The organism is Paenibacillus jiangxiensis (assembly GCF_046098255.1).
Lineage (GTDB): Bacteria > Bacillota > Bacilli > Paenibacillales > Paenibacillaceae > Paenibacillus > Paenibacillus jiagnxiensis.
Genome location: NZ_JBJURI010000040.1, coordinates 20,784 through 46,824 on the forward strand (window position 1 = coordinate 20,784; position 26,041 = coordinate 46,824).

Below are 26,041 nucleotides of genomic sequence, written 5' to 3' on the forward strand. Positions count from 1 at the left end.
CATCAGTTCGGCATCTGAACGGTCACCATATCTTTTCCTTTCAAACTATCGTTCGTGAACTGCATGGCTTTCTCGTATCCCGTCTTCATGAGCTGCTCCCGGAGTTCGTTGATCATGTTCATCGCGGCTTCGTCCGACTTTGCAAAAACCGCTTCCTTCCAGGCATCTCCCATCCGGTCCATTGAAGGCTTCAGCATTTCCCATTCCGGCGCTTTTGTAATAACATCACCCGGATTATAGGCAGTAATTACTTGAATGCCGTTTGGACGGAGGATTTTTCGTGCTTGCTCCATGGCTTCGATCCGTTCCGGATCAGCCCAAATGTCTCCGCCGGCGCTGGAATTGATGCGATCAAGCCCCGTGAGGGACTCCAGGCCAATGCTTATGCCTTCATTTTTGCGAAGCTTCATGGTAGTGTCCGTGCTGAACTTATCAAACCATTCCTGTTTAGCGACAGGTTTGCCATCCTTCATCTCCCAATGAACGCCCTGCACCCCGTACCGGGCCAGCATGAAGCCTTCATCTGACGCCATGAAATCGAGGAATTTAAGGGCTGCATCTACACAAGCGCCTTTACAATTCTTGGTGATAGCGGTTACATTATTGCCTTGAATCCCCAGATCCACGGGCCGGTCAGGCTCAACGCCCGCCCGCTCCAGCGGTCCGATAGGAATAAATTCGCTTCCCGGATGTGAGAGGGTATATTCTTTGGTTGCATCCAGAATGGCCGGATAGTGAGCGGCCAGGATCGCGATGCGGCCTTGATTGATTTTTTCCTTGGCAATCGGGTCCGTTTGGGTGAAGGCTTCAGGATCTGTCAGTCCTTCTTCAAGCAGCTTGCGATAATACAGTGTATAGTCTTCATAACCCTTCGTGAAGAAGCTGTGCTCGGCGGTGCCGTCTCCCTTATCTACATAGTTTGCGCCCGGGAAGAACATGGTGTTGCCGATGCCAACAGCCCAGCCGTTACTGAAACCGCCCAGCGGAAAGACCGGCTGGCCGTTCTCCTCCAAATGGGCATCCTTAATCTTCTTGAGGAAGTTGTAGAAATCGTCCTTTGTAACAATGGATTGCGGATCGACGCCGACCTTCTCAGCAATGTCTTTGCGGACATAGAAGCCATAGAGCCAATCCATGCCGTCTTCGTTTGTAGCCGGTTGATTTTGCAGAAGCAGATATTTTTTGCCGCCGTATGCATCAATCGCCTTTTCATATAATGCCGGGGGTACATTTTCTGGTGCAATAGACTTGGATAGGTTTGGATAATCCTTTAACTTGTCAGAGATATCCACCAATTGCCCCTCGTTGGCTGCCTTAATCATGCCATCCAATTCGCCTCCCCAAGCAGGTCCGGTATAAATATCCGGAAGATCCTGTGTGGCGAAAATCTGGTTTACTTTTTCGGTTTCGCTGCCTTTGGTATACTCCCACTCGAGGGTAACGCCGGTTTTTTCCTTGATAACTTCCTCTACAGGGGTTATTTTATCCGACCCGTTCGAGCCATTCCAATTGTGCAGGATTTTGAGCCTGTTACCTTCATTTCCTGATGAATTCGTGCAGCTGACCAGCAAACCTCCAACCATGACGGACACGAGTAATGCGGATACGCCTTTCGACCAAACCCACTTCAAACCAATCGCCTCCTGGAATAGGAATATCAATGATTTTCATAAAGCTTTGGATAAATTCCGGGTCGGGATGATCTAGCCTTTAACCGATCCAATCATAACCCCCTTTACGAAATATCGTTGCAGAAACGGATAAATACACAGAATGGGAAAGACCGTGATAACAAGCAGCGCCATGCGAAGTGATTCTGGCGTAGCGCCTGCGCCGCCGGTTCCCCCAACCGTCTGTCCTCCCTGCTGCGCGGCTCGCTGCATCGAATTGGATAACGCTTCAGCTTCCGTCAGCATTTCTTGAAGGAGTGTTTGTACCGGAATCAAATCTTTATTGGATACGTAATAGGCCCCTGAGAACCAGTCATTCCAATGGGCCACCCCGATAAAAAGGGAAATGGTAGCCAAGACAGGTCCGGAAAGCGGCAAGACAATCTTGACGAAGATTTGAAAATCACCATAACCGTCAATATGGGCGGATTCCTCGAGCTCCTCGGGTATGCCCTGCAGAAAGGTACGGATGATAACGATGTGCATGAAATTAAACAGCATAGGAAGAACGTACACCCAGAAGCTGTTGATTAAGTGCAGCTTCTGCAGCGTAATGAAATAGGGAATGAAACCGGCATTGAAGATGGTAGGCAGGAAAATATAAAAGGTGAAAAATGAGCGGCCGGGCAGCGTCTTTTTGGAAAGCGCATAAGCCATGAGCGTACACAGGATCACATGCAGGAATGTTCCCAGTACGGTGCGCATGAGCGTAATTTGGTACGCCTTCCAGATACGGGGATTGTCAAAAACCTGGGCATAGTTATCAAGTGTGAATTTACGAGGAAGGAAATAGATGGCGCCCAGCATCGAATCTTTACCGTCATTCAGCGAATAAGCCAAAATATAAATAAACGGGTAGATCATGGAGAAGCCAATCAAAGCAAGTAAGCTATAGTTGACAATGGAGAATATAGACCATTTACGTTCCATAACGTCACCTCCTTAGAACAGGGAAACATCACTGGCTTTGCGCGCAATCCGATTGACCGTTAGAACCAGAATCAGACCAATAATGCTCTGAAATAATCCGACAGCTGCGGCGTAACTGAGGCGCCCTTCCCGGATACCGGAATTGATGGCATGCACATCCAGTACAGTGCCCATATTCGCAGTTGCAGGTCCATTCAGGAGAAGCAGCTGCTCATATCCAGCACTCATCAAATTGCCCACGGCCAGAATAAACAGGATAATGGCTACATTACGGATACCTGGTAGTGTTATGTGCCACATCTGTTGAAAACGTCCAGCGCCATCGATCTTGGCTGCTTCATATTGCTGCTGGTCAATTCCCGCAATGGCAGCCATATAGATAATAGAGTTCCAACCAATATTTTTCCAAATATCGGATCCTACGATCAATTGATAGAACCAGGACGGATTGTTAAGGAACTGGATGGGCTCCACTCCAAATGATCCCAATAAATCATTGACTGGACCGCCATATGGAGTAAGCAGTCTCTGCATCAGGGTGACTACCACGATCCAGGATACGAAATAAGGTAAATAGGACAAGGTCTGAACTGTTTTCTTGAATTTCAATAGCCGCACCTCATTCAAGAGAAGTGCAAGAAGGATTGGCATTGGAAAGCCGACAAGCAGTTTCATGAAGCTGATGATAACGGTGTTACGGATGATATCACCCGATTGATAATAGTTAAAGAATTGCTGGAAATACTTCATGCCGGCCCAAGGGCTTCCGCTGAAACCGCCAATGAAAGTGTAATCCCTGAAGGCAACTTGAATGCCATACAGGGGCACATAAGAGAATAGAAAGAACCAGACGATACCAGGCAGCATGAACAAGTAAAAGAGCTTATGTTTCCAGATCCGCTTCATCAATGGATGGGTGGGCTTCATCACATTCCCATCTCTCCTTTCGCTAAAGGGGAGCTGCCCCCTGTTATTCCTGCTTTACTTTTAATCGCAGCGAAATAATTTCAAATGGTTTGAAGAATAAATCTACCTCGGATTGTTCTTTAATCGATTGCCCTTGAATTTCTAACGATGAAATCTCATTTTCCAGGAGATCAACCATCCAAACTTCACTTACTTCCAACCCGATAAATAGTCTGGTTTTGATTTGGGTACCCGATGTCTCATACAGACGGATAATGATGTCGTTGCTGTCCTCGGCCTTCTTGACCGATTCCACCATAATGCCCGGATGGTTCGGCTGGAAGAACACTTTCGAATGTGGCAGCTTTTCCTTGGGCCGGTCTGATGATGATGGTGACAAGATAACCGGACGAAGCGGAATATTCAGCTCATTCCCTCTGCGATAAATTTCTGCCTGTACATGGTTCCCTTGATGCGGGTATAACGAGTAAGTGAACTTATGCTCGGCTCGATCTGCAGCCGGATCAGGATAAGAGGTGCTGCGAAGTAGATTAAGGTCTATTACGTTCTGGATCGCCCGGTGGCCGTATTTGCAATCATTGAGCAGCGCTACTCCGTAATCAGGCTCCGATAAGTCCACCCATTGGTGAGCGCATATCTCATCTTTCGCATAATCCCACATGGTGTTGCGGTGGGTTGGCCTGCTCAGGCTGCCGAACTGAATTTCACAGTGTACCTGATCGGTACGGATATCAACAGGGAAAGAGGTGCGCAGCATTTTACCCTCCTCTCTCCAATCTGCAGTGGTCTCGAAGTCGATACGCCGGCTCCCCTCTGTTAGAACGACTGTCTGGGTTAGTGTGGATGCTCCGTAACTATAGGCGAAGATCAGGCCGGTTCTTGGACCATCGACAAGTTCATGGACATGCTGAAGAATTAACGGCATGCCGGGGCTTGCCGAATAATCATGACGGAAATCCCATGCGTCCCCGTCGTCATGATACACACGAAGGTCATTACCCAGTCCGCCCTGCCGGATGACTTCACGGGCTTCCTCCTTATCCAGGATCGAGAGAATGCCGCCGTTCTCGGCAAATTTCACAATACATTTGTCATTCTCAAGGCTGCATTCCTTCGTTCTTGCATGAACGTAGGAGTCCGGTGTTTCCGTGTTTATTTCAATGCCGGACGCTGCTTCAACTTCGACTGCAGGGTCGGCCGCATCCGATACGACGGTATATCCCATGGCCGGAACCTGGACGATACGCCATCGCCCATTGACCTGGAGCCACTCCTCACGTTCCCAAGGCAGTGAATTGAACACCACAATTCCTTTCTCATCCACCTCACTCGTCGAGATATGCCCTGCTAAATAACGGTGGGTTTCGGTGATCATGGCTTCTGTCTGCCGGAGTAATTCCTCATACCGTATTAATGATTCATCGTATACCCGCTTAATTGAAGACCCTGGAAGGATGTCGTGGAACTGGTACAGAAGAACCTCCTTCCAGAGGGTCTCCAGTTTCTCGGATGGATATGGCATTCCTAACTGGGCAGCAAGCACAGCGGCAAATTCCAGTTCACGCAGCGCTTTCTCCATCTTCCGGTTGTACCGCTTATTTCGTGCCTGACTGGTCAAGGTTCCTTGATGTTTCTCCAGATACAGCTCGCCACGCCATGTCTGGAAATGATCTCGTTCTTCATTCAGCCGCTCGAAGAATTTCCAGGAAGGCTCCTGTGTAACCGGAGCCAGCCCAAGCAGGTTCTTCTCACGAGCCAGCCGTTCCAAATGTTCTTCTCCTGGCCCCCCGCCTCCATCCCCTATACCAAACAGCATCAGTGCGTGGCTGGATACATTCTTGTCTAAGTACTCCCGCTCAGCTTTGATCATCGAGCGTGGAGCAGCAGGGCTGTTGTAAGTATCTTCCGGAGGCATATGCGTTAAAACTGTAGAGCCATCGATACCCTCCCATAGGAAGGAATGGTGTGGATGGCGGTTATACTCACTCCAGGACAGCTTTTGAGTCATCATGTAATGCACACCGGATTTCCTCAATAGCTGCGGTAAGCTTGCGGAGTATCCAAATACGTCTGGCATCCAAAGTGTCCTCATCTCGAGCCCGAATTCCTGTTGAAAGTAACGTTTACCATACAAAATCTGGCGTACAAGGGATTCCCCACCCGGCACATTGGTGTCTGACTCCACCCACATGGCCCCTTGCGGTTCCCATCGCCCTTCCCGCACCCGTTCCTTGATCTGGTCATACAGCTTCGGATAGTGCGACTTCATCCAATCATATAACTGGGGCTGGCTTGCTCCGAATACATAATCCGGATACCGTTCCATCATGCGAAGCACCGTCGAAAAAGTTCTTGCGCCCTTGCGGATGGTTTCGCGGATCGGCCATAACCAAGCCAAATCAATATGGGCATGGCCAACGGCGCTTATACTGAATACAGGGTCCCCACCACGAAGTGATAATTGTCTCTCCAATAATTCCTTAGCCTGATGAATACGGTCAGGTGTGAATTTCGCCAATTGCAATGAAACGTCATATAGAGTTTGAAGAATCTTTTCTCTGCGCGCAGTGCCGGCGGGAAGATGCTCGGCCGTTTCAAGCAGCACCTCTATGTCGTAATACAGCCCCCGGATGTCTTCATGGCAGATCGCGATAACCGCTTCTTTTAAGGTTCCGCCGCAGTACTTGCCAAATAAGTCATTATTGCCGGCATCTGCCCATATTTCAATTTCCCCGCTGCTTATCGAAGAAGGGTCTACTTGAACTACTCTCTTACCGGGGAGGCCTAGTGTAAAATCAAATTCCGAATTGATTGTGGTTAAACCTTGAACGGGTGTCCCTTCGTGATCCACTAGACAAAGTTCGCCATTAACATCCAGCAGAAGAACGACCTTTGTATCCGGTGTGGATTGTGAAATATGACCCGTAAAGCAAAACCAGGCGCAATCCCATAAATCGCCCCATCGCTTCCCGGGCGAAAGTGTGATTTTTTCCCCCGACATTCTTTCAGCGAACGAGACGGGCTCTGGTGTAACCCATGCTGTCGCTTTCAACTGGGTAACCGGTTCATAAATGGCTTCACGGAGTTTGGACAATAATTGTTTTAAGGGTTCGAATCGTATCGGTTCGTACGGCATGATTGTTTTTACTCCCTCCCGTTCATCAGGCTTTTAGAGTTTCACTACTCCAACTTGCCTGAACCTTGATTTCATTCTCGCTGCCATGCTCATACCGTAGAAGTACGGTTTGTGATTTCGGATCCCATTCCCATTCCCATTCCCATACTGCAGCCGCTTCCTCTCCCTGGCCCATACAGCAGACCGCTACCGGTTCGGCAGGGCAGTATAGTCTGGCAGTTGCCTGCAGGTTGGCTGGGCCTTTGGCTGCAAATTGGAAACCCGCATCTGTTATCGTTAAGTTTTCTATCCTGGAGGAGGCAGAGATGAGTTTTACTTTGCCATGTTGTGGTCGTCCAGCCGTAACATCATATAACAGAGCCTGCTCTCCTGGGGCTAAACGAACTTCCGGCAGAACGCGAAGGACAGGATCAAACAAGTCAATAACCGGACCAAGGATCACCAAGGCTTCTTCCGATACCGACTCCTCCAGAACGGAGGCAATAATATAGGGACCTCGCTTGATTTTGAAGTAATTTTTTGATTTCCAGGGTTCATGAGAACCATAAATTTTGTCCACTGCTTCCCTTACAGACTGCCGTAGTTGATCTGCACCAGTCTTCGATGAAGAACAGACAGCCGGATGCACACAGAGCCAATTCACCAATCCTTTACCGGCGTACTGAATGCCCTGCTGCTTTGTTTCAAGACCAAGCTGTTCAAATAAGTGCTCGCGAGGAGAGTGATAAACCTGATTTGGACTTCCACTGCGAAGGTCGTCATTCCACCATGCACGAATGTTGTGATAGGGGTCGCTGTCATCACCGACATAGACTAATGCTCCGCCATCCTGTACCCATTGGGCTAGTGCAAAATGGATATCCGAGTACTCCGGCTTCATAAACTCATAACTCAAAAGAAGCACACGATAGGGGGCCAGGTAATGCGGATATCGCCTCACATTATCGAGCTGGACAGGCCTCACAGGTATCCCATGTTTAAGTAAGGGCAGCGCCAGTCCATAGAATGGAGAGAAATCGAGCAGTTCCGTATCCCCGTCCTCCTGGAATGCTTCTGGATCTGTTCCGTCATATTTTCCGGCATCGGGTGCTTCCGGCTCCGGCTTCATGCGCTGAAACATCGCCGAATCGGCAATGAATACACCGACCTGAAGAGACTCATCTTCTGTTTCGATGTTGTCCTGATTCATGTTCCCGAGTGTGTGCATGACGTTCAGCAGCGTCGTTGCATAATCGGCGGGAATCCCCACTTTTTCCTGCCCCTCATCCGCTTTATAAGTCCCTTTAAAAATTCTTCGCGGCCATGGCGCGACTTCATAATGAGAAACTCCGGGATGGAGCAGTGAAGCTGCAACCGTTTTCAAATAATTCTGCTTATAATCGGCCCATGTATGATTCGGATTGTCTTCAATGGGATCATGAAGAAACCACATTCGTCTATCTGTTCCCCTTACCAGCTCTTGCATCACCCCATATTCCAGGTAGGCGGTTTCAAAAGTGCGTTCCTTTCGTACGCCTTCATATACGTTGGGAGTACGTGACGTCCCGGTCCAAATTTGTGCTATATATCCATCCACAGAAGGAAGTTCTATCAAGCGGGATTGGGGGCTAACGATCCGCCACTGTGTATAATTGATCAAACTGTGTGTTGGAACGTAAAAACGAAGGACGCGATTGTAGCGTTTGAGAGCATAATCTTTCATCTCGGTACATAAGCGATCTAATACGCGTGTATATAGAAACGCTTTCAATTTAGAGGCTCTATACTGTGCGTCGGGCGAAGCGTGAGGCGGACACCAGGGTTCTTTGTAATACAGCTGCCACTCTCTTTTAAAGGATTCGGAGTATCCGCCGTTCACCCAAAATTCAGGTTCCTCCAAATGGATCGCTTCCACGCCGGAATCAACGGCCAAACGAATTCGATCAGAGAGAAATCTGCCGAAAGAGACGGTAGGTACCATATAAGGGATAACAGGCTTCTTTCCATGAAGAATCATCTCCCCATGCCGATCCGTCTGTGCTTCATCCCAATGTGTCTCTCCGTCTACTTCGCCGTCTAAGTAACTGTTATAAGTCCCCCATGCTACCCCGGTCATCAAATGAACAATGTATCCTTGTGCCTTCCATTCCTGAATACGCTCCGGCATCGTCTCATCAATCCCGTAGACCATGACAAAGTCTGTCTGCAGATCATAATCTGGATGATAAGGGGCAGATTCCTGAAATCCAATTCTTTCTTCATTACGGTTTCGCATCCCAGTTCTAACCTCCCTGACTGTGTGAGGAGACCCATTTATCAAAATATAATATACATTAATAATATATTCAATATGTTTTATTGAAAATAAAAAAGTCTTTTCCGTAAATTCGGAAAAGACTTTAATATCAATACTCAAAACTTAAGACAAAGGACTGGTGCCTGATGTTTGTTTAATGACAAGTTCAGGTTCAATCAGTGTCTTGCTGAACCCTTTAATATCTCCATTACTGCGGATGACTTCAAGTAGCTGGATTGCTGCGCGGAATCCCATATCCCTTTCAAACTGCTTGACGTGAGTGAAGATGCTGAACTCTTCCACGATAGAGGTTGGATCATCAAAGCTTACGATTGATAAGTCTTCGGGAATACGAAGCCCTGCTTGTTTGGCCATTTGAAAGATCTGTACACCAAGCCTGCCGTTAAGGGATATATAAGCCGTAACCATTTTGTTGCGGATATATCGATACAGCGGATGGTCTTCCGCGTCCTTTAGAACTGTCAGTGGCTTGAAATCCGTAATCATATGGGCGGGATTAATAAGCGCTCCTTTATCTTTTAATGCTTCCATATAACCTTCTATCCGGTCCTGGACCGTAACGGTTTGCAGCGGTGAATCCGAGCAGATGGCAATATCACGGTGTCCCAGCTCCCAGAGATGTTCAACCGCCAGCTTTGCACCCAGTTTTCCATCTGCCGCGATATAATGGGTTTCGACTCCCGGCAAATACCGGTCAATCAGCAGGAAAGGGAACCCGGACAGCTTCATGCCGAGAATTTCCTCATTATAATTCTCTTCATCGACAGGAAAGATGAGTAGTCCCTCCGCTCCAAGCGCTCTAAGCTCCTTGATCGCGGCCTTCTCTTTCTCGCTCTTGCCATCCGTCAACATGATCATGCTGCGATAACCTTCCTGATTGAGCGCTTGTTCAATCCCTTCAATCAGCCGGATAGCGAAGTAATCGTGGATCGTGGGCATAATAAGCCCAATCATCCCCGTATGTAGTCCCCTTCTACTCATAAGCGAAGGTTCAGAATTAGAATTAGCTGTGACGGTCTCTTCCGCGACAAAACTCCCTTTACCAGGCACACGATCGATCAGCTTCTCATTAGCTAAACCTGTAAGGGCATTTACAACCGTGATTTTACTGACATTAAATTGATCCATCAGCTCCTTATCTGTCGGTATTCGATCACCTGGCTTCATTTTCTCTGTGATGATTATTGTGCGGATATATTCTTGAATTTGTTGGTATAACGGTATTCGGTCATTCGTGTTCATGATTATCACATCACCAATTCACTTAATAAGATTTATATATATAATATATTTTTACAGGCATAAGCACAATAGACAACCTAGAGAGGGATGCAGTGTTCTAAAAAGACAGGGAATTGGGTTGATAAACCTATTGATTACGGAAAATATTAGCTTATGTACAAATTGTTGCCCAAAGAGTAAGTAAGACGTTTTAAAGAATAATATCCTAACAAAAAAATAGCCGCAGCTATGCGGCTATTAAGCGTGTATGTTCTTGTCGTCTTACAATCAGCTTATATAGACTCCTCTGCCTGAGTTGATACATCGGCTTATTAGGAATTACTAAATGACAACTCATCCCTTCTGATTCAAGGTCAGACTTGAGCCATACCGCCGTCTACGAACAATTCGACACCGTTCACATAGCTGCTTTCCTCCGAGGCCAGAAACATCACCGCGCTGGCAATCTCCTCCGTCTTGCCCAAGCGGCTTAACGGAACGACATTCTTCGCCGATTCAAGAACTTGATTTAGCGCCTCGCCAAACAGATCATCATAAGCTGGCGTGTGGACCATGCCAGGGCTCAGTACATTAAGTCTTATCCCTGTGCCTTTCAAATCCATTATCCAGCTCCTCGCCATCTGACGGAGAGCCGCCTTGGTACCTCCGTAGACACTAAACCCTGCGTCGCCGATCGTACCCGCCGTCGAGCCGGTTAAGATGATGGTTCCCGTCATATTTGGAAACAGCGGCAAAGCCTTTTGGATGGTGAACAAAGTACCCTTTACGTTCACGTCGAAGGTCGTGTCGTACTGCTCTTCCGTAATTTGACCCAAGGGCAGAATGCTGCCAAGTCCAGCGTTTGCGAATAGAATATCCAGATGTCCTTTCTCCTGCTTTACCGTATCAAACAGTTTGTCCAAGTCCTTCAAATTAGAAATGTCACCTTGAACGCCGGTAACCCGGTCACCGATCAATTTTACTGCCGCGTCCAGCTCGCTTTGTCTGCGGCCGGTAATGAATACGTAGGCCCCTTCCGAAACGAATCGTTGTGCCGTCGTAAGTCCGATACCGCTTGTTCCTCCGGTGATAACTGCTACCTTTCCTTCAAATTTCCCCATGTCTATATGCCTCCCATAAAATTAATGCATCCTCCTGGACCTTAAAGAGGTAGTTCAAAAAGTCATCTTTTGATCACGAAGGAAATCAGGAAGCGGACTCGACATCGAATCTTGAATTCAGCCGGGACTTCCGGTGCTCACGACCCCTAAGTACGCTCCGCTCCTCAGTCCCTATCTTCATTCAACCTTCTCGGTGCTGAAAATCTGACTTTTTGAACACGCACTTAAAGCGTTAAAGATTCTACGTCATCACACATTCGTTATATGACTTCCCCATTCGCCCTTCGGTTGCAACCAGCTGACGCTTCTATCCACAATTAAATCGCCCAGTGTTCCTTCGTAATTCTTGTTGAACTTGTTGATTGGACATGTTGGCTCCTCCTATAAGTTTCATATTTAGCAGTGATTCCGTTACGGCATTTATCATAACGCTAGATGAACAATTCGACAGTAATTTAGATTACGTCGAAAAACATACAGTCGAAGGGAAATTCATACGGGTCATGAAATCAAGCTAGTTCTTTCATCGCTTTTTCGATATGAATCATGACCATTCTACGGCTGGTCACGATAATACCTTCATTGGATAGTTCCTGTAAGGTAAGCGATACCGCTTCTCTTGTGGCACCGATCATATTGGCCAATTCTTGATGAGTCAGGGGAATATCAATTTTTCGGTATCCATTTTCCTCTACGCCGAACTTTTTAGATAGCCGGTGGAGAAAGTAAAGCACTTTACCGCGTAGATCCCTAAAAACCAATTTTTCCACCAATTCATCCTGATCTCGCAGGCGTTTGCTTATTTCCGATAAAAATCGTAAAGACAATTCAGGATACTTGCCTAAAAGCGGTTCGAATTGTTCAGTCGGAATTGAAAAAACAATCGAGTCTTCCATTGTCTCCACATAAGTCCCTCTTGTGCCCAATGAAAACGTTTCAACTTCACCAAACATGCCGCCTTCGCTTAGGATGCAGACCGTATGTTGTTTGCCGGCCGAATTGGTTTTGTATAAGCGAAGTTTACCGGCGATTACGAAAAACAAGCCATTCCTTTCATCACCGGGCGTCTGAAGAATAGAGTTTTTTGAAAGCTTATACGTATTTGATCTTGTTACCAATTGTTCGATTTCACGGATAATTTCTGCCGGAAGCGATTCAAATATCTTTATTTGTGGCAAAAATGATGTTATGTTTTCCATCGCTTCATAATGTAACATTTTGCTCCTCCTTTCAATGTTGCAAACGACAACCGCTCCACGCTCCGCGATAATCGTTCCTCGTGTAACATAACCTATAGCGGAGTGTTACATCCATCATAAACCACCATAATTTCCTCTTCTGTAATCCAGATTACAAAGCTTTTCGCTTAGAATCCAGAGACGGATAAGAAAAAGGACATTTCTGTTCCAATGAAACGGATGTCCACATAGATGTGTAACACTGTATGAAAATACAGTAGAATCATAGGCTCGTCAATAAAACTTAGAAATTGATATTATATACTATTTTGTACATATGTATGTATCAATCAAATCGTCACTGCTGGATGGTTTGTTGGGTGACCACAAAAAAACCATTAATCATCAACTCTCTGATTAATGGTTTAAAAGTTTAATCTTTTACGTATGCTTCAACTGATTTTTGAAGCATATGTAAAAAGTTCTCAGGAAAAGTGTTTGGACTTCAAAGTATTTACCCCCCTCCTCCTTTTGTTAGACAACAAGCGTCAGTATTTTATCTTGTGCTGTAACCGAAGAGTTTGTTGTTTCAATAACATCCAAATAGTCGGCAGTATTCGAAATAATAACAGGAGTGATCGGATTGTACCCAGCTTCCTTGATTTTCTCCAGATCAAAATCAATCAATAGATCTCCTTGTTTGACCTGATCCCCTGCTTTAACCCGAGGCATGAAATGTTGTCCTTTTAATTGAACTGTGTTGATTCCAACATGAATCAATATTTCTCCCCCGTTCTCAGACATAAGAATCACAGCATGTCCTGATTTGAGGATGGTACCCACGGTGCCATTCACCGGAGACACAACTTGTCCAACTGTAGGAAGAATAGCAATGCCTTTTCCCATAGCACCTTCCGCAAATGCAGGATCGGGAACTTCAGTCAAGGGTTTTACATCTCCAGTTAATGGGCTGAGAAGCACTTCCTTCTTCAAAATCGGTACAGCATCCGTTGGACTAGGCCTAGCACTTGCTTCTGACTGAACCATTTTTTCTTTTGCAGTAGGAGGCACATCGATTTGTTCAGCAACAACAACATTTTTTTTGTCCTGATACCCAAAAAGAATCGTCAGTATCAAACCAATCCCCATAGAAACGGCGATACCAATTAAGTAATAACCAACGGGTTCGAATGCACCAATGGAGAAAACATTCTGAAAAACAAAAGCTGTAGCATACGTATGGAATCCACCATTAATGGCCCCACCAACAGCTCCGGCAATGATGACAAATGGGATTGTACGTTTGTAACGCAGCAATATTCCGTAGACCGTTGGCTCAGAGACACCGGCTAACAATAAACTTAACGTAGAAGAACCAGCAATGGATCTTAACGACTTTTCCTTTTGAGACTTAAGGAAGACAGCAAGTGCCACCCCTGCCATTGCAAAGTTAGAGGCAGCCCACATCGCAAGAATTGGATCGGTTCCTTTCGTAAGATTTGCCAGAACGATCGGAATGATGCCCCAATGAAGACCAAAAATAACAAGGAAAAAGATTAATCCACCAATGACAGCTCCTGTTAACAACCCGCTTACTCCCATAAGATAATTAATGGCATCTGCTATGGCGTTTCCGATATACACTCCAAACGGACCAAAAATCATGACGGTGAGCGGCACAATGATGACTAGACATAACAAGGGAACCAAGAACGTCTGAAGCTCTTTGTGAATGACTTTTTTAAGGATTTTTTCAACGTAAGAGAAAATCCAAATGGCAACGAATACCGGGAAGACAGTTGCCGAATAATCCATTAAGACTACAGGAATACCCAAAAAGGAAGAGGTATCTCCTTTCGCCAATAACCCCGTAAAGTTCGGTTCCATTAATGATGCACCGATCACTCCGCCTACGTAAGGATTAGCGCCAAATTTGATGGCCGCAGTAATACCTAAAAATATAGGCAGGAAATAAAAGACGGCATTTGCTGCTGCAGCCAAAATGAGATAAGTTCCACTTTCAGCAGATATCCACCCAAAAGAAATAAACAGTGTTAAAAAGGCTTTAAGAATCCCGGCCCCAGCCATTGCAGGTAACAGTGGAGATAAACTTCCGGAAATCACTGCAAAAATTCTGGACATCAGTTTTTCTTTGGATTGTTCCACGTCTGCTGAGTCAGAATTCCCATGATCCAGTTTGTTGCTCTTCTTGATCTCTTGGTATACATGTGAAACGTCATTCCCGATAACAACTTGAAATTGACCCCCACTTTCTACGACCGTCAGTACGCCTTCCAAGCTTTTCAGCTTCTCTTTGTCCGGCAACTGGTTATCCTTTAGATTAAATCTCAACCGAGTTGCACAATGAACAAGATTGGAAACATTCTCCTCCCCACCAATATAGTGCATAATATCCTTTGCTAATTTTTCGTACTTCATTGCACAGCTCCTTTAAACTTATTCTGGGTATCATGGGTATATATAAAATAAAAAAACCTGAATAGGTGATGAAATACACCAAAAAAGTGTACTTATCACTTATCCAGGCTTTGCCCAACGAATGGTAACAACCCTGTTCTTTATTGTGAATAAACTAATTCCTACTGGTCACGCGCCTGATATGGAGTATGAAATAAACCATTTCACTCTCGGTCGTCTCAATCTGATACTCTTCCCATAAATAAGTCCTAACCTTCTCACTGCAGGCAAAAGCTTCCGGATACTTGGAAACAACTTGTTTATAGAGTTCATCATCCTCAGAAGGAATCGTTTCGTGACGCATAGCGCGATATGAAAAATATCTCAAATGAGTCACAAAGCGACTGTAGTTTAACGAATTCTCATCCAATTCAATCCCATAGTGAAGCGTTACTATATTTAGGATTCCTTGAACCATTTGGGTAACTAGCACGGTCTGCTCCATTTCCTGACCGTCCTGCTGACCATTTACAAAATGCATTGCGATAAAACCAGCTTCATCTAAAGGAAGCTTAAAGCCGGTTTTCTTTTCAATAATTTGTAAAGCATGCAATGCTGTTTGATATTCTTTTGGATAGAATTTCTGTATCTCCCAGAGCAGTGCGTTTTTGAGGCCCATTCCCTGCGCAGAGCGCGTAATTGCATAACTAATATGATCGGTAAGGGCCAAGTATATATTATTGCTGAAGGAAGTTTGCAGATCCTTCACTGCGTAACGAATAATTTGGTCCGTTAATTCTAGATGCTCTGGAGGAATTTCACTTAATAATGTAGAAAGCCGCTCAGACAATTCTTTTGTTTCCATTACAAAAGTCTTTTCAATTCTCGCCGGGTCTATATGTTCACCTGGAGTTTTATGGTAGGCTAGTCCCTTCCCAATAACAATCATCTCAGATCGATTAGGCCCTTCAACTAGAGCAACATTATTGTTGAATATTTTCTTAATTCTCACGATTTCGCCCACTTTGTTTTTTTAATAACAAAAAAGCCCAAACAAACCCAAGACTAAATATCATTTAGTTCGGATCGGTTTAGGCTTTGCCTGCTATACAGTAACAACCCTAATATTAATTGTAAATCTATTATATAAGATCGAAAGAACGTTTTCAATAAAAAAATATAGGAATCCGCAGTGCCCCCTACTTTTGATCAAGGGGGATATTTATTCTTCCAGGTCGTGTTGCCAGGAGCGATCAATTCGTTCAATTTAATTATTATGCGAACTGCATTTCAAGGCATTCCGGCAAGTTAGGAGGAATCCGCACGCATCGACGGAGCGAATGACTGGGTTATTATGACCAGGATTATGATCCCCCTTTCCATGTCCGTAATTGCCGTCATGATTTTATGGTACGCCGTCGGACATTGGAACTCGTATTTCAATGCATTGATTTATTTATGTGACCGGGAACTGTTCCCCCTTCAACTGGTGCTCAGGGAGATTCTGATTTCCAACAGCACAGATAGTATGATGACAGGAGCAGCGACCGGCGATCGTTTGGATATCGGCATAACGATAAAATACGCCACGATCATGGTGTCTACATTGCCGATCTTGGTCCTGTATCCGTTTCTGCAAAAATATTTTGTGCATGGCGTTATGATCGGTGCGCTCAAAGAATAGTGGATAGCATGGTTTCAAGGTAGCACAGATACTCATCTAATCGGTAATCGGAACATGTTCTTGTCCATTACGGCAATCGGTACAAGTTCTTGACCTTGGCTCGGGACAAGAGCTTGTACCGATAAAATAAAAAAGCCGCTAAAATAGCGACTTTCAATGGGACTATGTTCTTGTCCCTCGACACAACAATACAATCCAGTCCGACCCATAATATCCCTTGACAATAGATAGATGAAACGGCATGTCCCTCTCTTTGACAGGAACACGCCGTTTGCCCGGTTTGGCGCAATATTTGATTATTGCATGCCTTGCATGATGGCATTAATGATGCCTTGCTGGGTAACGGTATAGTTTGAACGGTTAAACAAAGCGAAACCATGCTGACCGTTATGTCCATTGTCCCAATAAACGGGAACCATTTTATATTTCTTCGCGGTTGCTGTCACAGCTTTGGCATAGGCTTGACGATATACATTATTGCTTGGATCATACGCCGTTTTATCGATGGAGCCGAATTCACCGATTACAACAGGATAGCCTTGAGTTACAAACTTATCGTACATGGATTTGAATTGCGAATCCAGATAATCCTCTTGTCCCCAAGTAGACTTTTTGGAAGGATTCGTTGCTGTTGCTCCCCACTGTGTAATCGTACCGGATTCTTCACCTGCATAATCCCAAGGAGAGTAATAGTGTGCCGAGATCATGATTCTCTTTTGCGAGTTAGGAATTGCCGGGGATCTGAAATGATCTGTCGGAAGAACGAAGCCATAGTTACCTGCAGTATAATCAATATTGGTATTCCAGCCCGGAATTAGCAACCATCTGGCATTGTTATTGCCACCGGTCTTTCGGACAGTATCCACGAAGAGTTGATTGTAGGCGTTCAGATTCGCGTAATATGCCGGATTGGGATTGCCGTAGTTCCCATCAAACACTTCGTTCATGGATTCAAAAATAAGACGCTCACTATAGCTGCTGAACTTGGTAGCAATCTGCTGCCAAACCCGCTGATACTTTTCCTTAATAGCAGCTTGGTCGCCTCCATTCACCAGCAACCATGCACCCGGTATGGAATTGTACCCATCGCCATGAATGTTTATGACGACATACAAGCCTTCATTGTAAGCATAGTCAACTACGGTTTGGATGCGATTCAACCATGCGGCGTTAATGGTATAATTGGGAGCGCTTCCAATATGATTGAAGTAGGAAACGGGGATCCGAATCGTTTTGAAGCCCGCAGCCTTCACTTTTTTGATCAGCTCCGGGGTAACGACCGGATTGCCCCAAGCTGTCTCATTCGGTATGCCGTTTACCGTTGCTTCAAGCTGATTCCCCAAATTCCATCCTGCACCCATCTCCGACACAATTTGCGAAGCCTGCAATGATCTGAAATCAGCTGCTGAAGCGCGGGTACTCCATCCGGTAAATACCACAGAAGCCAGCAATACAAGTGCTAAGCTGCAAACTCCATATTTCTTCATCTTTTTGAGCATAACCTAACCCCCGCTTATCATATTGTTTTTTCAACAAGCAGTGAAGTTACTCTCTTGATGCAGATTTAATGATTCGAGAATCCGCCCCTCCCTTCCTTATCGACCAAACAAAGAAAATCATCGCCCGTTTCCAATAATAACATATTTATGGAAAATAAATAACTATATTCATCATACATTCACCCCCATCCGACTGATAGAAGGGGGTGATTTGATGTTCACAAAGTGACGTTCAGGAAGAGGCTTACGTTTGCCGTTCATCCTACAAAATACTTAAACCAGAGTAGAACCGCCATCCACGACAACGATCTGACCGGTAGAATAGTTCTCCCGCATTAAGTATAAAAATGCTTCGGCACCATCCTCCGGTTCGCCGATTCGCCCAACTGGAAGTGATTCCCCTACATTTTCATACATTGTGTTCCGGTGTTCCTCAGGAACGTCATTCCAAAACTCGGTACGCATAATGCCGAAGCAAACGGCGTTGACGCGAAGCGGACTCAGTTCGACGGCCAACGCCCTGGTGAGCGACTCGACAGCGCCGCATATGCTGGCTGCAACAGTAAGCCCCTTCTGCGGACGAGCTCCGGCAACGCCGGAAGTCAATGTGATTGAACCGCCCCGCCTGATGTTTCGGCTGCCGTATTTGGCAGCCATAAACGCTCCCCAGTATCGCACGTTAAACAATCGGTGCGCTGTCTCGACGTCGATGGCGTCGAGACTTTCGACCATCATTGGGTCGCCGGCAGTAAAGAGCAAGTGATCGAATTCCCCGATCTCGCTGAAAAATTGTCGAACCTGTTCCTCATCCGTCAAATCAACCACATACCCTTCGGTACCTTCGGGCAAACGCGAAACGGCACGGTCAACTCTTTCTTTTCGACTGGACACGACGACCAAGAATGCCCCTTCCCGTGCAGCGGCTTCAGCTGCCGCAAACCCGATTCCAGACGTTCCTCCAAGAATAACAACACGTTTGCCTTTGAAGCTATGCCCACTTTCGATCTGCTCTGTTTTCACAATAGACTCCTCCTTCCCAACGGACGATAACGCAATTATAATGGGTCATGGAACCGACAAACAGGTCTGCATTTATAGTATTGTTCCGAATACTATTGGCACGAATACTAGTATAAATTCTATCACCATATGGAGAGGTAACATCTTTATGAATGATGAAAGAAGACGAAAACAATTGGCTGACTTTCTCCGGTCACGTCGCTTGCGTTTATCCCCGAGAGAGGTGGGTTTGCAGGTTGAAACGTCACGCCGCCGCATGACAGGCTTGAGACGGGAAGAAGTGTCGAGCTTATCAGGCATTTCCTTAGCTTGGTATACCGCGCTGGAGCAAGGCCGGGACATTCGTGTGTCGGAGCAAGTCTTGGAAAGCTTGGCACGAACATTACGTCTCAGCAGCGACGAACGCAACCATCTTCTCGTATTGGCCAATCCTTCCTCGCTTCCAGAGCCAAAAGCGGACGATTCCGTCCCTTCTTCCCTGCAGAAGATTCTGGACAGGATGGGAACCTATCCGGCCTACATTATCGACAAACGCTGGAACGTTCTCGCATGGAACCAAATATCGGGTACTTTGTGCAAAGACTTCAGTCGAGACCCGGAGCTCGGAAGAAATATGCTTTGGCGCGTCTTTGCGGTGGAGGAAAGCAAGTCTCGCATCGTGAATTGGGAGAATGTCGCCTCTGCGATGGTGGCTCATTTCAGAAGTCGGTTTGCCTTGTACATGAACGATTCGTGGTATCAAGAACTAGTTGACAAGTTATGTGACAGGAGCGAGGAATTCCGGACACTATGGGAACGACATGATGTTTCCGGTACTTTGGAAGGGGAACAAATAATCCGTCTTCCCGAAGCTGGGCTGCTGACCTTCCGTTACCATACGTTTACAATCTCTGAGAGCAGTGATTTTGCGATGAGGGTGTTCACGCCAGTCGAAAACTTGGGGACCGACGAACTGTTGGAAGATTTGCTGAAGTAAGTTCATGATCCAAAAACGCCTTTTTGTTGCTATAATTCATGAAGGACTTTGTCCTCGAGATGCTCAGCCGCTTTAAGAACAGTCCATGAAAGAGGGTTCCGTGAGCTCAAGTAAAAGAGAGCAAACTTTTCGATAGATGCTCTCTTTTTCCTTGGTACTCATTGATAATGCTGAGAAGTCTTTATTCGGTCGAGTAAACGATTTTATTCATCGATACGGCAATCTGCTAATATTTCAGGTTTAAAGCGCATGCTGTCAGCTTCAGTTATAGGGCGAATGACCTTACACGGAACGCCAGCAGCAAAGGTATTCGCCGGAATATCACGAGTTACCACGCTCCCGGCACCAATCACACAACCGTCACCGATGGTAACCCCGCCACAAACCGTTACATTGGCTGCGAGCCATACATTGTTGCCAATCGTTACGGGTTTTGCATAACATAAGGACTTCATCTCTCCGTGCTGGTCGATCATCTGTTTTCGTTCCGAAGCGATAAAGGGGTGGATTGGTGTAGCGATGGTTACATTGGGGCCAAAAAGGGTATGGCTTCCAATCGTAACCTTGGTGTCGTCCTGGACCGTTAGATTATAATTGGCAAAAAAATAATCGCCGATTTCGGTATGTGTTCCATAATGAAAAAAGATTGGCCCTTGCATAAAGCAATGCTTTCCTACACGTCCGAGCAATTGCTGGAGTATAGCTTCACGTTCTTCTCCCTGCTCCTCGTAAGTGTCACTATATTGATGGCTAAGCTTATGAGCACGCTGTTTTATCATTCTCAAATCAGGATGTGCTGGACTAAATAACATACCTTGGAAAATACGCTCTTCTTCTTTCATATTTATCAGCCCCTCTTATTTGTTTGTTAGCCAAATCCAATGAAATGATCTAATTATACCGTGATTTCAATTTGAATAGACTCAGGTCCTAAGATACAACTTTCATAATAGCCATCACCGGTTGTGCGAGGGCCGCTTAAGATGGGGTAACCCGCCTCCACGATCTTCTTGGTTAATGAATCCACTTTTTCTTTACTTCCTACACTAAATGCGAGATGAATTAAACCTGTTCGCATCAACTCTTTCTGTTCATCCACCATGTTTGGTCGATTCATAATTTCTAGTCTTGCTCCGTTTTCGAATGTTAGAAAGTATGTTCTTAATCCCGTCGTTGGGTTATGATACAGGTCATTCGACGTTGCATTGAAAAATTTAATGTAAAATTCTTTATTAAGCGATAAATCATTAACGTACATAGCAATATGTTCAATTTTCATCATGTGACCCTCCTGTTTGTCTCATTTTGCTTGAATCAGTGAGTAGTAATATCTTTTTATAGATACTTTATAATGATTCTTTATTAAGTGTCCAGCATTATTTTATTTTCAAGTTATGTACCTCTCAGATCAAGTGTAAATCATATAACTGGTTTCAGGTCATAAACGACCGTTCCCCGGCGGAGTACCGAGAAACGGTCGCAGTATAATGGTGTCTTTTTATTAGCAGCTGTTTCATTTCATGTAGCGATATTCCAGGAGATTCTTCAAATTTGAGATTCTCTGCAGCAGCTTCTCCCCAACATTGGTTTCCCTCACCAGCTTCCGCTCCAGTTCTTTGTCCACCAGTCTTTTTATAGACAATACATCCGTTCCGTTACATAACACATCTTCTTTTGAGTTGAATTTCTGGTGGGCGACGAGCTGCATGCCAAAGGAATTATACAACAAGGTATATCCGGCGATGCCCGTTGTGGATTGATAAGCTTTGGAAAAACCGCCGTCAATGACAACCATTTTCCCGTTTGCTTTAACGGGATTCTCTCCACGAATTTCTCTAACTGGCGTGTGGCCGTTAATGATATGTCCATGATCCGGATTCAAATCAAACTCCAGCAGGATTTTCCGGCAGATATCTTCATTTTCACGCAAATGGTAGTAAGGGTTCTTTCTCTCCTTATGGCTTTCTTTATCTTGGATAAAGTACCGTTCAAAGGTGGTCATTTCTCTTTTTCCAAAGAGCGAGGAACATTCCCCTGTCCAGATGTACCATACCATATCCGTAGCCAGATCATCAGTCTCTTCCGGATGCGCAAAGGCATAACGTAAATAATATTCAAGAACATCGAGCAGTTGACGGCCTGAATACGTCTTGTCTTCAATCTGCATTTCTTCCATGTTTCCTTCTTCATCCAAAGGAATACAGCCGTGGATTAACAAATTCCCGTTGTATTTTAAATAAAGACTGCCCTTTTTCATAAGAAAATTCATATGTCTGGCCAGCTTTTCGGAATGCTGAACGGAGAACAGCAGCTTCTCCAGCACATCCTGTTCTTCCTCCAGTAATTGTTCAGGCTGCTGCGGATTTACGGTTGCGAAACAGGTGTTTTCCAGCGGGTACGTTTTTCCGCCGATCTTGATTTCATTGTTGTCGTAATCAATCTGCTCAAGCAGAAGCCTTTCAGACATATTAAAATATGGGCGTCTCTTGATAATCGGGATTTCAAGTTTAAACTGGATCATGGCAATGGCTTGGTGAATTTTGGTGATCTGCAGGATTTCCTGCTCCGATACGTTATGGTTGGCCTGCAGCTTCGGTCTGAAGGCCGGATTGTCATCATAGTATTTCTCTGCCAAGTTCAGCAGTGGGCGAAGATTAATTCCGTATACGTCTTCGATGATGTCCAGATTGTCGTATCTGGCACAGATCCGGATAATATTCGCAAGGCAGACCAGGGAACCCGCATAGGCGCCTATCCACAGGACATCATGGTTCCCCCACTGAATGTCTACAGAATGGTAGTTAATTAGCGTGTCCATAATTTTATCGGGGTCCGGCCCGCGGTCATAGATATCTCCGACCACATGAAGATGGTCAACCACCAGGCGCTGGGTCGTATAAGCAAGGCCGATAATGAGCTTGTCCGCCAGACCCAGGGAGATAATTTGCCGGTATATTTCCTCATAATAAGGATCCTTATTGTGGGTCGAATCCGTCTTATATAGAAGCTCTTCTACAACATAGACAAACTGCTCCGGCAGAGCTTTACGCAATTTCGAGCGCGTATATTTGGAAGAGGCATAAGAAATGAGCTTAAGCATTTGTTCAATCATTTGTCTATACCACCGGTTCAAGGCTTGTTTATTGCACAGGTCCCCTTTAACCAGCTGTATTTTTTCTTCCGGATAATAAACTAACGCCGCAAAATCATTGATTTCATGATCCGTCCAAACCTCACGGAATAAATCTTTGATTTTCTCTTTTACGGTACCCGAACCGTTTCTTAGTACATGCTGAAAAGCCTGGAACTCCCCATGCAAATCACTGACAAAATGCTCAGTTCCCTTGGGGAGATTGGAGATCGCTTCAAGGTTGATGATCTCTGTTATGACTTTTTCTTCCGTATCATATTTCTGGGCCAATAAATCTAGAAACTGCGCATCCAAAACAGATGTCTCCCCTCAAGGAAATATGGTGATGGAACCTGAACATTACTATTCGTCCCATGAATAGATTAATACTGAGCAGTTATTATCTGTCCGTTCTAACAAATGAATAGAAACTTATATATTTACAGTTAATTATTCATATCATAACATATACCAAAAATTTTAGCTTACTTACGTTGTCTGCGGTCTTTTTACCAGGGTCCCGTTATGATAAATCCAAAGTGGTACGTTTCTCCAGCCAGGAGTCCGAAATACCGTCAAAAGGTGATCATTATGTGTTGGATTTCAACTTGATCACCTCTTCACATGTATAGTTAACAAAAAAATTAAAATTATTTATGTAGTGGTATCAAAAACGCAACATAAAAAAGCCGCGTATTCCGCGGCGTCTTATGCGTGTATGTGCTTGTCCTCCGACATCAAATCTCTATTTTTGTCTCCAAAAACTCAAGATACTTTGGGTCATCCTCCATGAAAATCCCCATACCGGCACCCATGTAAGCCCGTGTTAACTCGTCCGCCGCCTTTTCAAGGTTCTCCTGTTCATAATACAACTGTCCTAACCGAAGATGAATATAGGGATTCCCTATTCCCTTCGGACATTGTACAGCGTTATAAAAGCATTTGAATGCCTTATCGTAATTCTTCATATGGAAATGAACATCCCCAATAGCCACGTATAACCACGTAGCGGCCTCCCATTCTTGATGGTCTTCCGGCAATAAGCGGAGGGCCTCGACATACTTATGCTTGCCCGCCTCAAGATCGCCTGCCCTCACCAAATCATCACCTTGTTTACACAGAGCGGTAATCTCGGTATGGGTTGAATCTGAAAGTTGCATCGCTATTTCTCCTGTCCTATTCAATTTGATTTGAATTGAAGCGCAGAATGTATCACCTCTCATATTTCGAAATCTAACGAATTATCTCTTTTTGATTTTCATCAAAAATGATTGCGCCCGGTATCGCCAACAAATACTCTATCGCCCAAATGATATGATTCGTGAAATCTCGTTTGTCATCTGGCGAGAGGCCTAGTCAACAATATTAAGACCTGGAATTGTTTGCAAGAGCGCACGTATTTCGCTCAAAGGCAACCCGCTTTCCTTAGCCAATGCACTTGCATCGCCAATTATAGCGACACATTCCCGATCCGTATCCGTATAAATGTCTAAAATCAGACCCATTTTTTTCGGCAATTGTTGTGAGACCACAAAATCCCGGGCTTCCGCCGGATCCAACAAGCAAAAGCATGGCCATTTGGGAATAAGAATTCCCTTCATATCACAATTCAACAAACGGCACTCGTGCAAGCTTGCAGATGAAAAATCGCACTCCGATACGGATGATCTGTCCATGTCATCCCAGTCACCAAAGTCACAGCCAGTGTATTTGCCTATAAACCTGACTCGTGAAAAATGCGCCCTGAAAATGAAAGTTCTCCAAGGCTTGCTTTTGACCGAAAATACCTCCATACATCCTCAGTCCAGCAAAAACCATTCCTTTCCCATCGGTTTCCGAAATTACAGTGCAATCATGCAGTTCCAGTTTCGGACCCAATATACTTACCTGATCCCGCTCAAGCTCAATCGTTTGGCCAGAAAGCGCTTGAAAATCCATTTTCACTTCTTCGTCTTCCTTTCGTGCAAAAGTCCGGGATTCAAAGAATGCCACCGGAATCTACAATGTTGGAGTAGTTTCCTTTTTTCAATTCTTTTAGATGACTTTCCAGTTGATTAAATCTCTCCCCCCAGACGCGGCGAAATGATTCCAGCCAGGAATCCAATTCTTTAAACGGTTCCGACCGCAGCCTGTAGATTCGCCGATTGGCAACTGCCTGCACTTTGACAATCCCCGCCTTGCTTAATACATGAAGGTGTTTTGATTCGAATTTTCATTAATTCTTGAAGATCTTTTTCAAGTGGTCCGTCATTTTTTTGAATTTTTCATGCCGTCTGAAGTTCTTCCAAAAGCTCAGCCAAATTACCGTTAATGGTCATTGAAAGTCCTTCCTTCATGCCCATTTTCAATGTTGTCTCGAGTTCTTCGGCTGAATCAAACTCGATCCGAACCGTAAGATTGGTTTTTCCTTCCTGCTCGGTGAATGTGACTGTGGCCAAATGCTCCGGCTGGCCTGCGACAGGATTTGCTTTTTCATCCGAAAAACCGCCGGTATAAACAATTCGTTCCGGCTCTACGATTTCCTGATAAACCGCCCTACTCCAATGTCTGTTACCCTCTGGCGATTCCATGCAATAGTGCCAAATCCCCCCTGGGTGGAGGTCGATGTTGCAAACCGGGATTGTAAATGGTCTCGGTGCCCACCAGCGGGACACATGCTCAGGTTCGGTAAATGCCTTGAATACAAGCTTTCGAGGTGCATCAAAGACACGCTCCAATGTAAATTCCCGCTCTCCTACTCTTGAGGTGATGTTTTCCAATGAGTTGCTTTCTGTCATTACAAATCTCTCCTTATTGAATATTTGACACCGGTCTAAAGCCTATTTGGTTCGCTGA

The 26,041-nt window shown here is 45.2% G+C and carries 20 protein-coding genes and 2 pseudogenes; 2 read left to right on the forward strand and 20 right to left on the reverse strand.

The features are described 5' to 3' along the window. Window positions 1–2: 2 nt before the first annotated feature. From ACI1P2_RS27790 to licT, 10 genes are all read right to left on the reverse strand, one after another. Window positions 3–1,631 (reverse strand): extracellular solute-binding protein, encoded by a 1,629-nt coding sequence (locus ACI1P2_RS27790; RefSeq protein WP_355323581.1) that lies wholly within the window; start codon window positions 1,629–1,631, stop codon window positions 3–5. A gap of 72 nt (window positions 1,632–1,703) precedes the next feature. Further along, the gene (locus ACI1P2_RS27795; protein WP_355323584.1) at window positions 1,704–2,600 is read right to left on the reverse strand and encodes a carbohydrate ABC transporter permease; all 897 of its coding nucleotides are present in this window, start codon (window positions 2,598–2,600) and stop codon (window positions 1,704–1,706) included. A 12-nt stretch (window positions 2,601–2,612) separates the two neighbouring features. Next, window positions 2,613–3,527: an ABC transporter permease gene (locus ACI1P2_RS27800; protein WP_355323779.1), complete on the reverse strand. Its 915-nt coding sequence runs from the start codon at window positions 3,525–3,527 to the stop codon at window positions 2,613–2,615. A gap of 43 nt (window positions 3,528–3,570) precedes the next feature. After that, window positions 3,571–6,663 (reverse strand): alpha-mannosidase, encoded by a 3,093-nt coding sequence (locus ACI1P2_RS27805; RefSeq protein WP_355323587.1) that lies wholly within the window; start codon window positions 6,661–6,663, stop codon window positions 3,571–3,573. Between the two features lie 25 nt (window positions 6,664–6,688). Further along, complete coding sequence (locus ACI1P2_RS27810; RefSeq protein WP_355323590.1) at window positions 6,689–8,917, reverse strand: hypothetical protein; 2,229 nt, start codon at window positions 8,915–8,917, stop codon at window positions 6,689–6,691. A gap of 144 nt (window positions 8,918–9,061) precedes the next feature. Beyond that, window positions 9,062–10,201 carry a GntR family transcriptional regulator gene (locus ACI1P2_RS27815; RefSeq protein ID WP_355323592.1) on the reverse strand — a complete coding sequence of 380 codons (1,140 nt, stop codon included), beginning with the start codon at window positions 10,199–10,201 and terminating at the stop codon, window positions 9,062–9,064. Window positions 10,202–10,554: 353 nt separating this feature from the next. After that, window positions 10,555–11,301 carry an SDR family NAD(P)-dependent oxidoreductase gene (locus ACI1P2_RS27820; protein ID WP_355323595.1) on the reverse strand — a complete coding sequence of 249 codons (747 nt, stop codon included), beginning with the start codon at window positions 11,299–11,301 and terminating at the stop codon, window positions 10,555–10,557. 509 nt (window positions 11,302–11,810) lie between these two features. Further along, window positions 11,811–12,518: a Crp/Fnr family transcriptional regulator gene (locus tag ACI1P2_RS27825; RefSeq protein WP_355323598.1), complete on the reverse strand. Its 708-nt coding sequence runs from the start codon at window positions 12,516–12,518 to the stop codon at window positions 11,811–11,813. Between the two features lie 495 nt (window positions 12,519–13,013). Next, window positions 13,014–14,918: a beta-glucoside-specific PTS transporter subunit IIABC gene (locus tag ACI1P2_RS27830; protein WP_355323601.1), complete on the reverse strand. Its 1,905-nt coding sequence runs from the start codon at window positions 14,916–14,918 to the stop codon at window positions 13,014–13,016. A gap of 154 nt (window positions 14,919–15,072) precedes the next feature. Further along, a complete protein-coding gene (gene licT, locus ACI1P2_RS27835) occupies window positions 15,073–15,909 on the reverse strand; it encodes a BglG family transcription antiterminator LicT (RefSeq protein ID WP_355323603.1) in 837 nt (278 codons plus the stop codon). 222 nt (window positions 15,910–16,131) lie between these two features. On the opposite strand from licT, the pseudogene ACI1P2_RS27840 reads away from it, so the two are divergent. Further along, a pseudogene (locus ACI1P2_RS27840) lies at window positions 16,132–16,581 on the forward strand (carbohydrate ABC transporter permease); the annotation flags it as partial. A gap of 296 nt (window positions 16,582–16,877) precedes the next feature. Here the strand turns inward: ACI1P2_RS27840 and ACI1P2_RS27845 are convergent. Together ACI1P2_RS27845 and ACI1P2_RS27850 are read right to left on the reverse strand one after the other, a co-directional pair. After that, window positions 16,878–18,080, reverse strand: a complete 1,203-nt coding sequence (locus ACI1P2_RS27845) for a glycoside hydrolase family 5 protein (protein ID WP_355323606.1) — start codon at window positions 18,078–18,080, stop codon at window positions 16,878–16,880. Between the two features lie 273 nt (window positions 18,081–18,353). Further along, window positions 18,354–19,100, reverse strand: coding sequence for an SDR family oxidoreductase (locus ACI1P2_RS27850; RefSeq protein ID WP_355323609.1), 747 nt, complete (start codon window positions 19,098–19,100; stop codon window positions 18,354–18,356). Window positions 19,101–19,248: 148 nt separating this feature from the next. On the opposite strand from ACI1P2_RS27850, the gene ACI1P2_RS27855 reads away from it, so the two are divergent. Then, window positions 19,249–20,076 carry a helix-turn-helix transcriptional regulator gene (locus ACI1P2_RS27855; protein WP_355323612.1) on the forward strand — a complete coding sequence of 276 codons (828 nt, stop codon included), beginning with the start codon at window positions 19,249–19,251 and terminating at the stop codon, window positions 20,074–20,076. A 203-nt stretch (window positions 20,077–20,279) separates the two neighbouring features. On the opposite strand, the gene ACI1P2_RS27860 is transcribed toward ACI1P2_RS27855, so the two are convergent. The 8 genes and pseudogenes from ACI1P2_RS27860 to ACI1P2_RS27895 all read right to left on the reverse strand — a co-directional run bounded on the left by ACI1P2_RS27860 (window position 20,280) and on the right by ACI1P2_RS27895 (window position 25,983). Next, window positions 20,280–20,918, reverse strand: coding sequence for a sugar O-acetyltransferase (locus ACI1P2_RS27860; RefSeq protein ID WP_355323615.1), 639 nt, complete (start codon window positions 20,916–20,918; stop codon window positions 20,280–20,282). Window positions 20,919–20,971: 53 nt separating this feature from the next. Further along, the gene (locus ACI1P2_RS27865; protein WP_355323618.1) at window positions 20,972–21,355 is read right to left on the reverse strand and encodes a VOC family protein; all 384 of its coding nucleotides are present in this window, start codon (window positions 21,353–21,355) and stop codon (window positions 20,972–20,974) included. 234 nt (window positions 21,356–21,589) lie between these two features. After that, the gene (locus tag ACI1P2_RS27870) at window positions 21,590–23,521 is read right to left on the reverse strand and encodes a fructose-1,6-bisphosphatase (RefSeq protein WP_355323621.1); all 1,932 of its coding nucleotides are present in this window, start codon (window positions 23,519–23,521) and stop codon (window positions 21,590–21,592) included. A 422-nt stretch (window positions 23,522–23,943) separates the two neighbouring features. Beyond that, the gene (locus tag ACI1P2_RS27875; protein WP_355323624.1) at window positions 23,944–24,366 is read right to left on the reverse strand and encodes a tetratricopeptide repeat protein; all 423 of its coding nucleotides are present in this window, start codon (window positions 24,364–24,366) and stop codon (window positions 23,944–23,946) included. 192 nt (window positions 24,367–24,558) lie between these two features. After that, entirely contained in the window at window positions 24,559–24,882 is a 324-nt protein-coding gene (locus ACI1P2_RS27880) for a MerR family transcriptional regulator (protein ID WP_408976365.1), read from the reverse strand. 19 nt (window positions 24,883–24,901) lie between these two features. Beyond that, window positions 24,902–25,150: a hypothetical protein gene (locus ACI1P2_RS27885; protein WP_408976366.1), complete on the reverse strand. Its 249-nt coding sequence runs from the start codon at window positions 25,148–25,150 to the stop codon at window positions 24,902–24,904. 34 nt (window positions 25,151–25,184) lie between these two features. Further along, window positions 25,185–25,409, reverse strand: a pseudogene (locus tag ACI1P2_RS27890) (ArsR/SmtB family transcription factor); the annotation flags it as partial. Window positions 25,410–25,470: 61 nt separating this feature from the next. Further along, the gene (locus tag ACI1P2_RS27895; protein WP_355323633.1) at window positions 25,471–25,983 is read right to left on the reverse strand and encodes an SRPBCC family protein; all 513 of its coding nucleotides are present in this window, start codon (window positions 25,981–25,983) and stop codon (window positions 25,471–25,473) included. Window positions 25,984–26,041 lie beyond the last annotated feature (58 nt).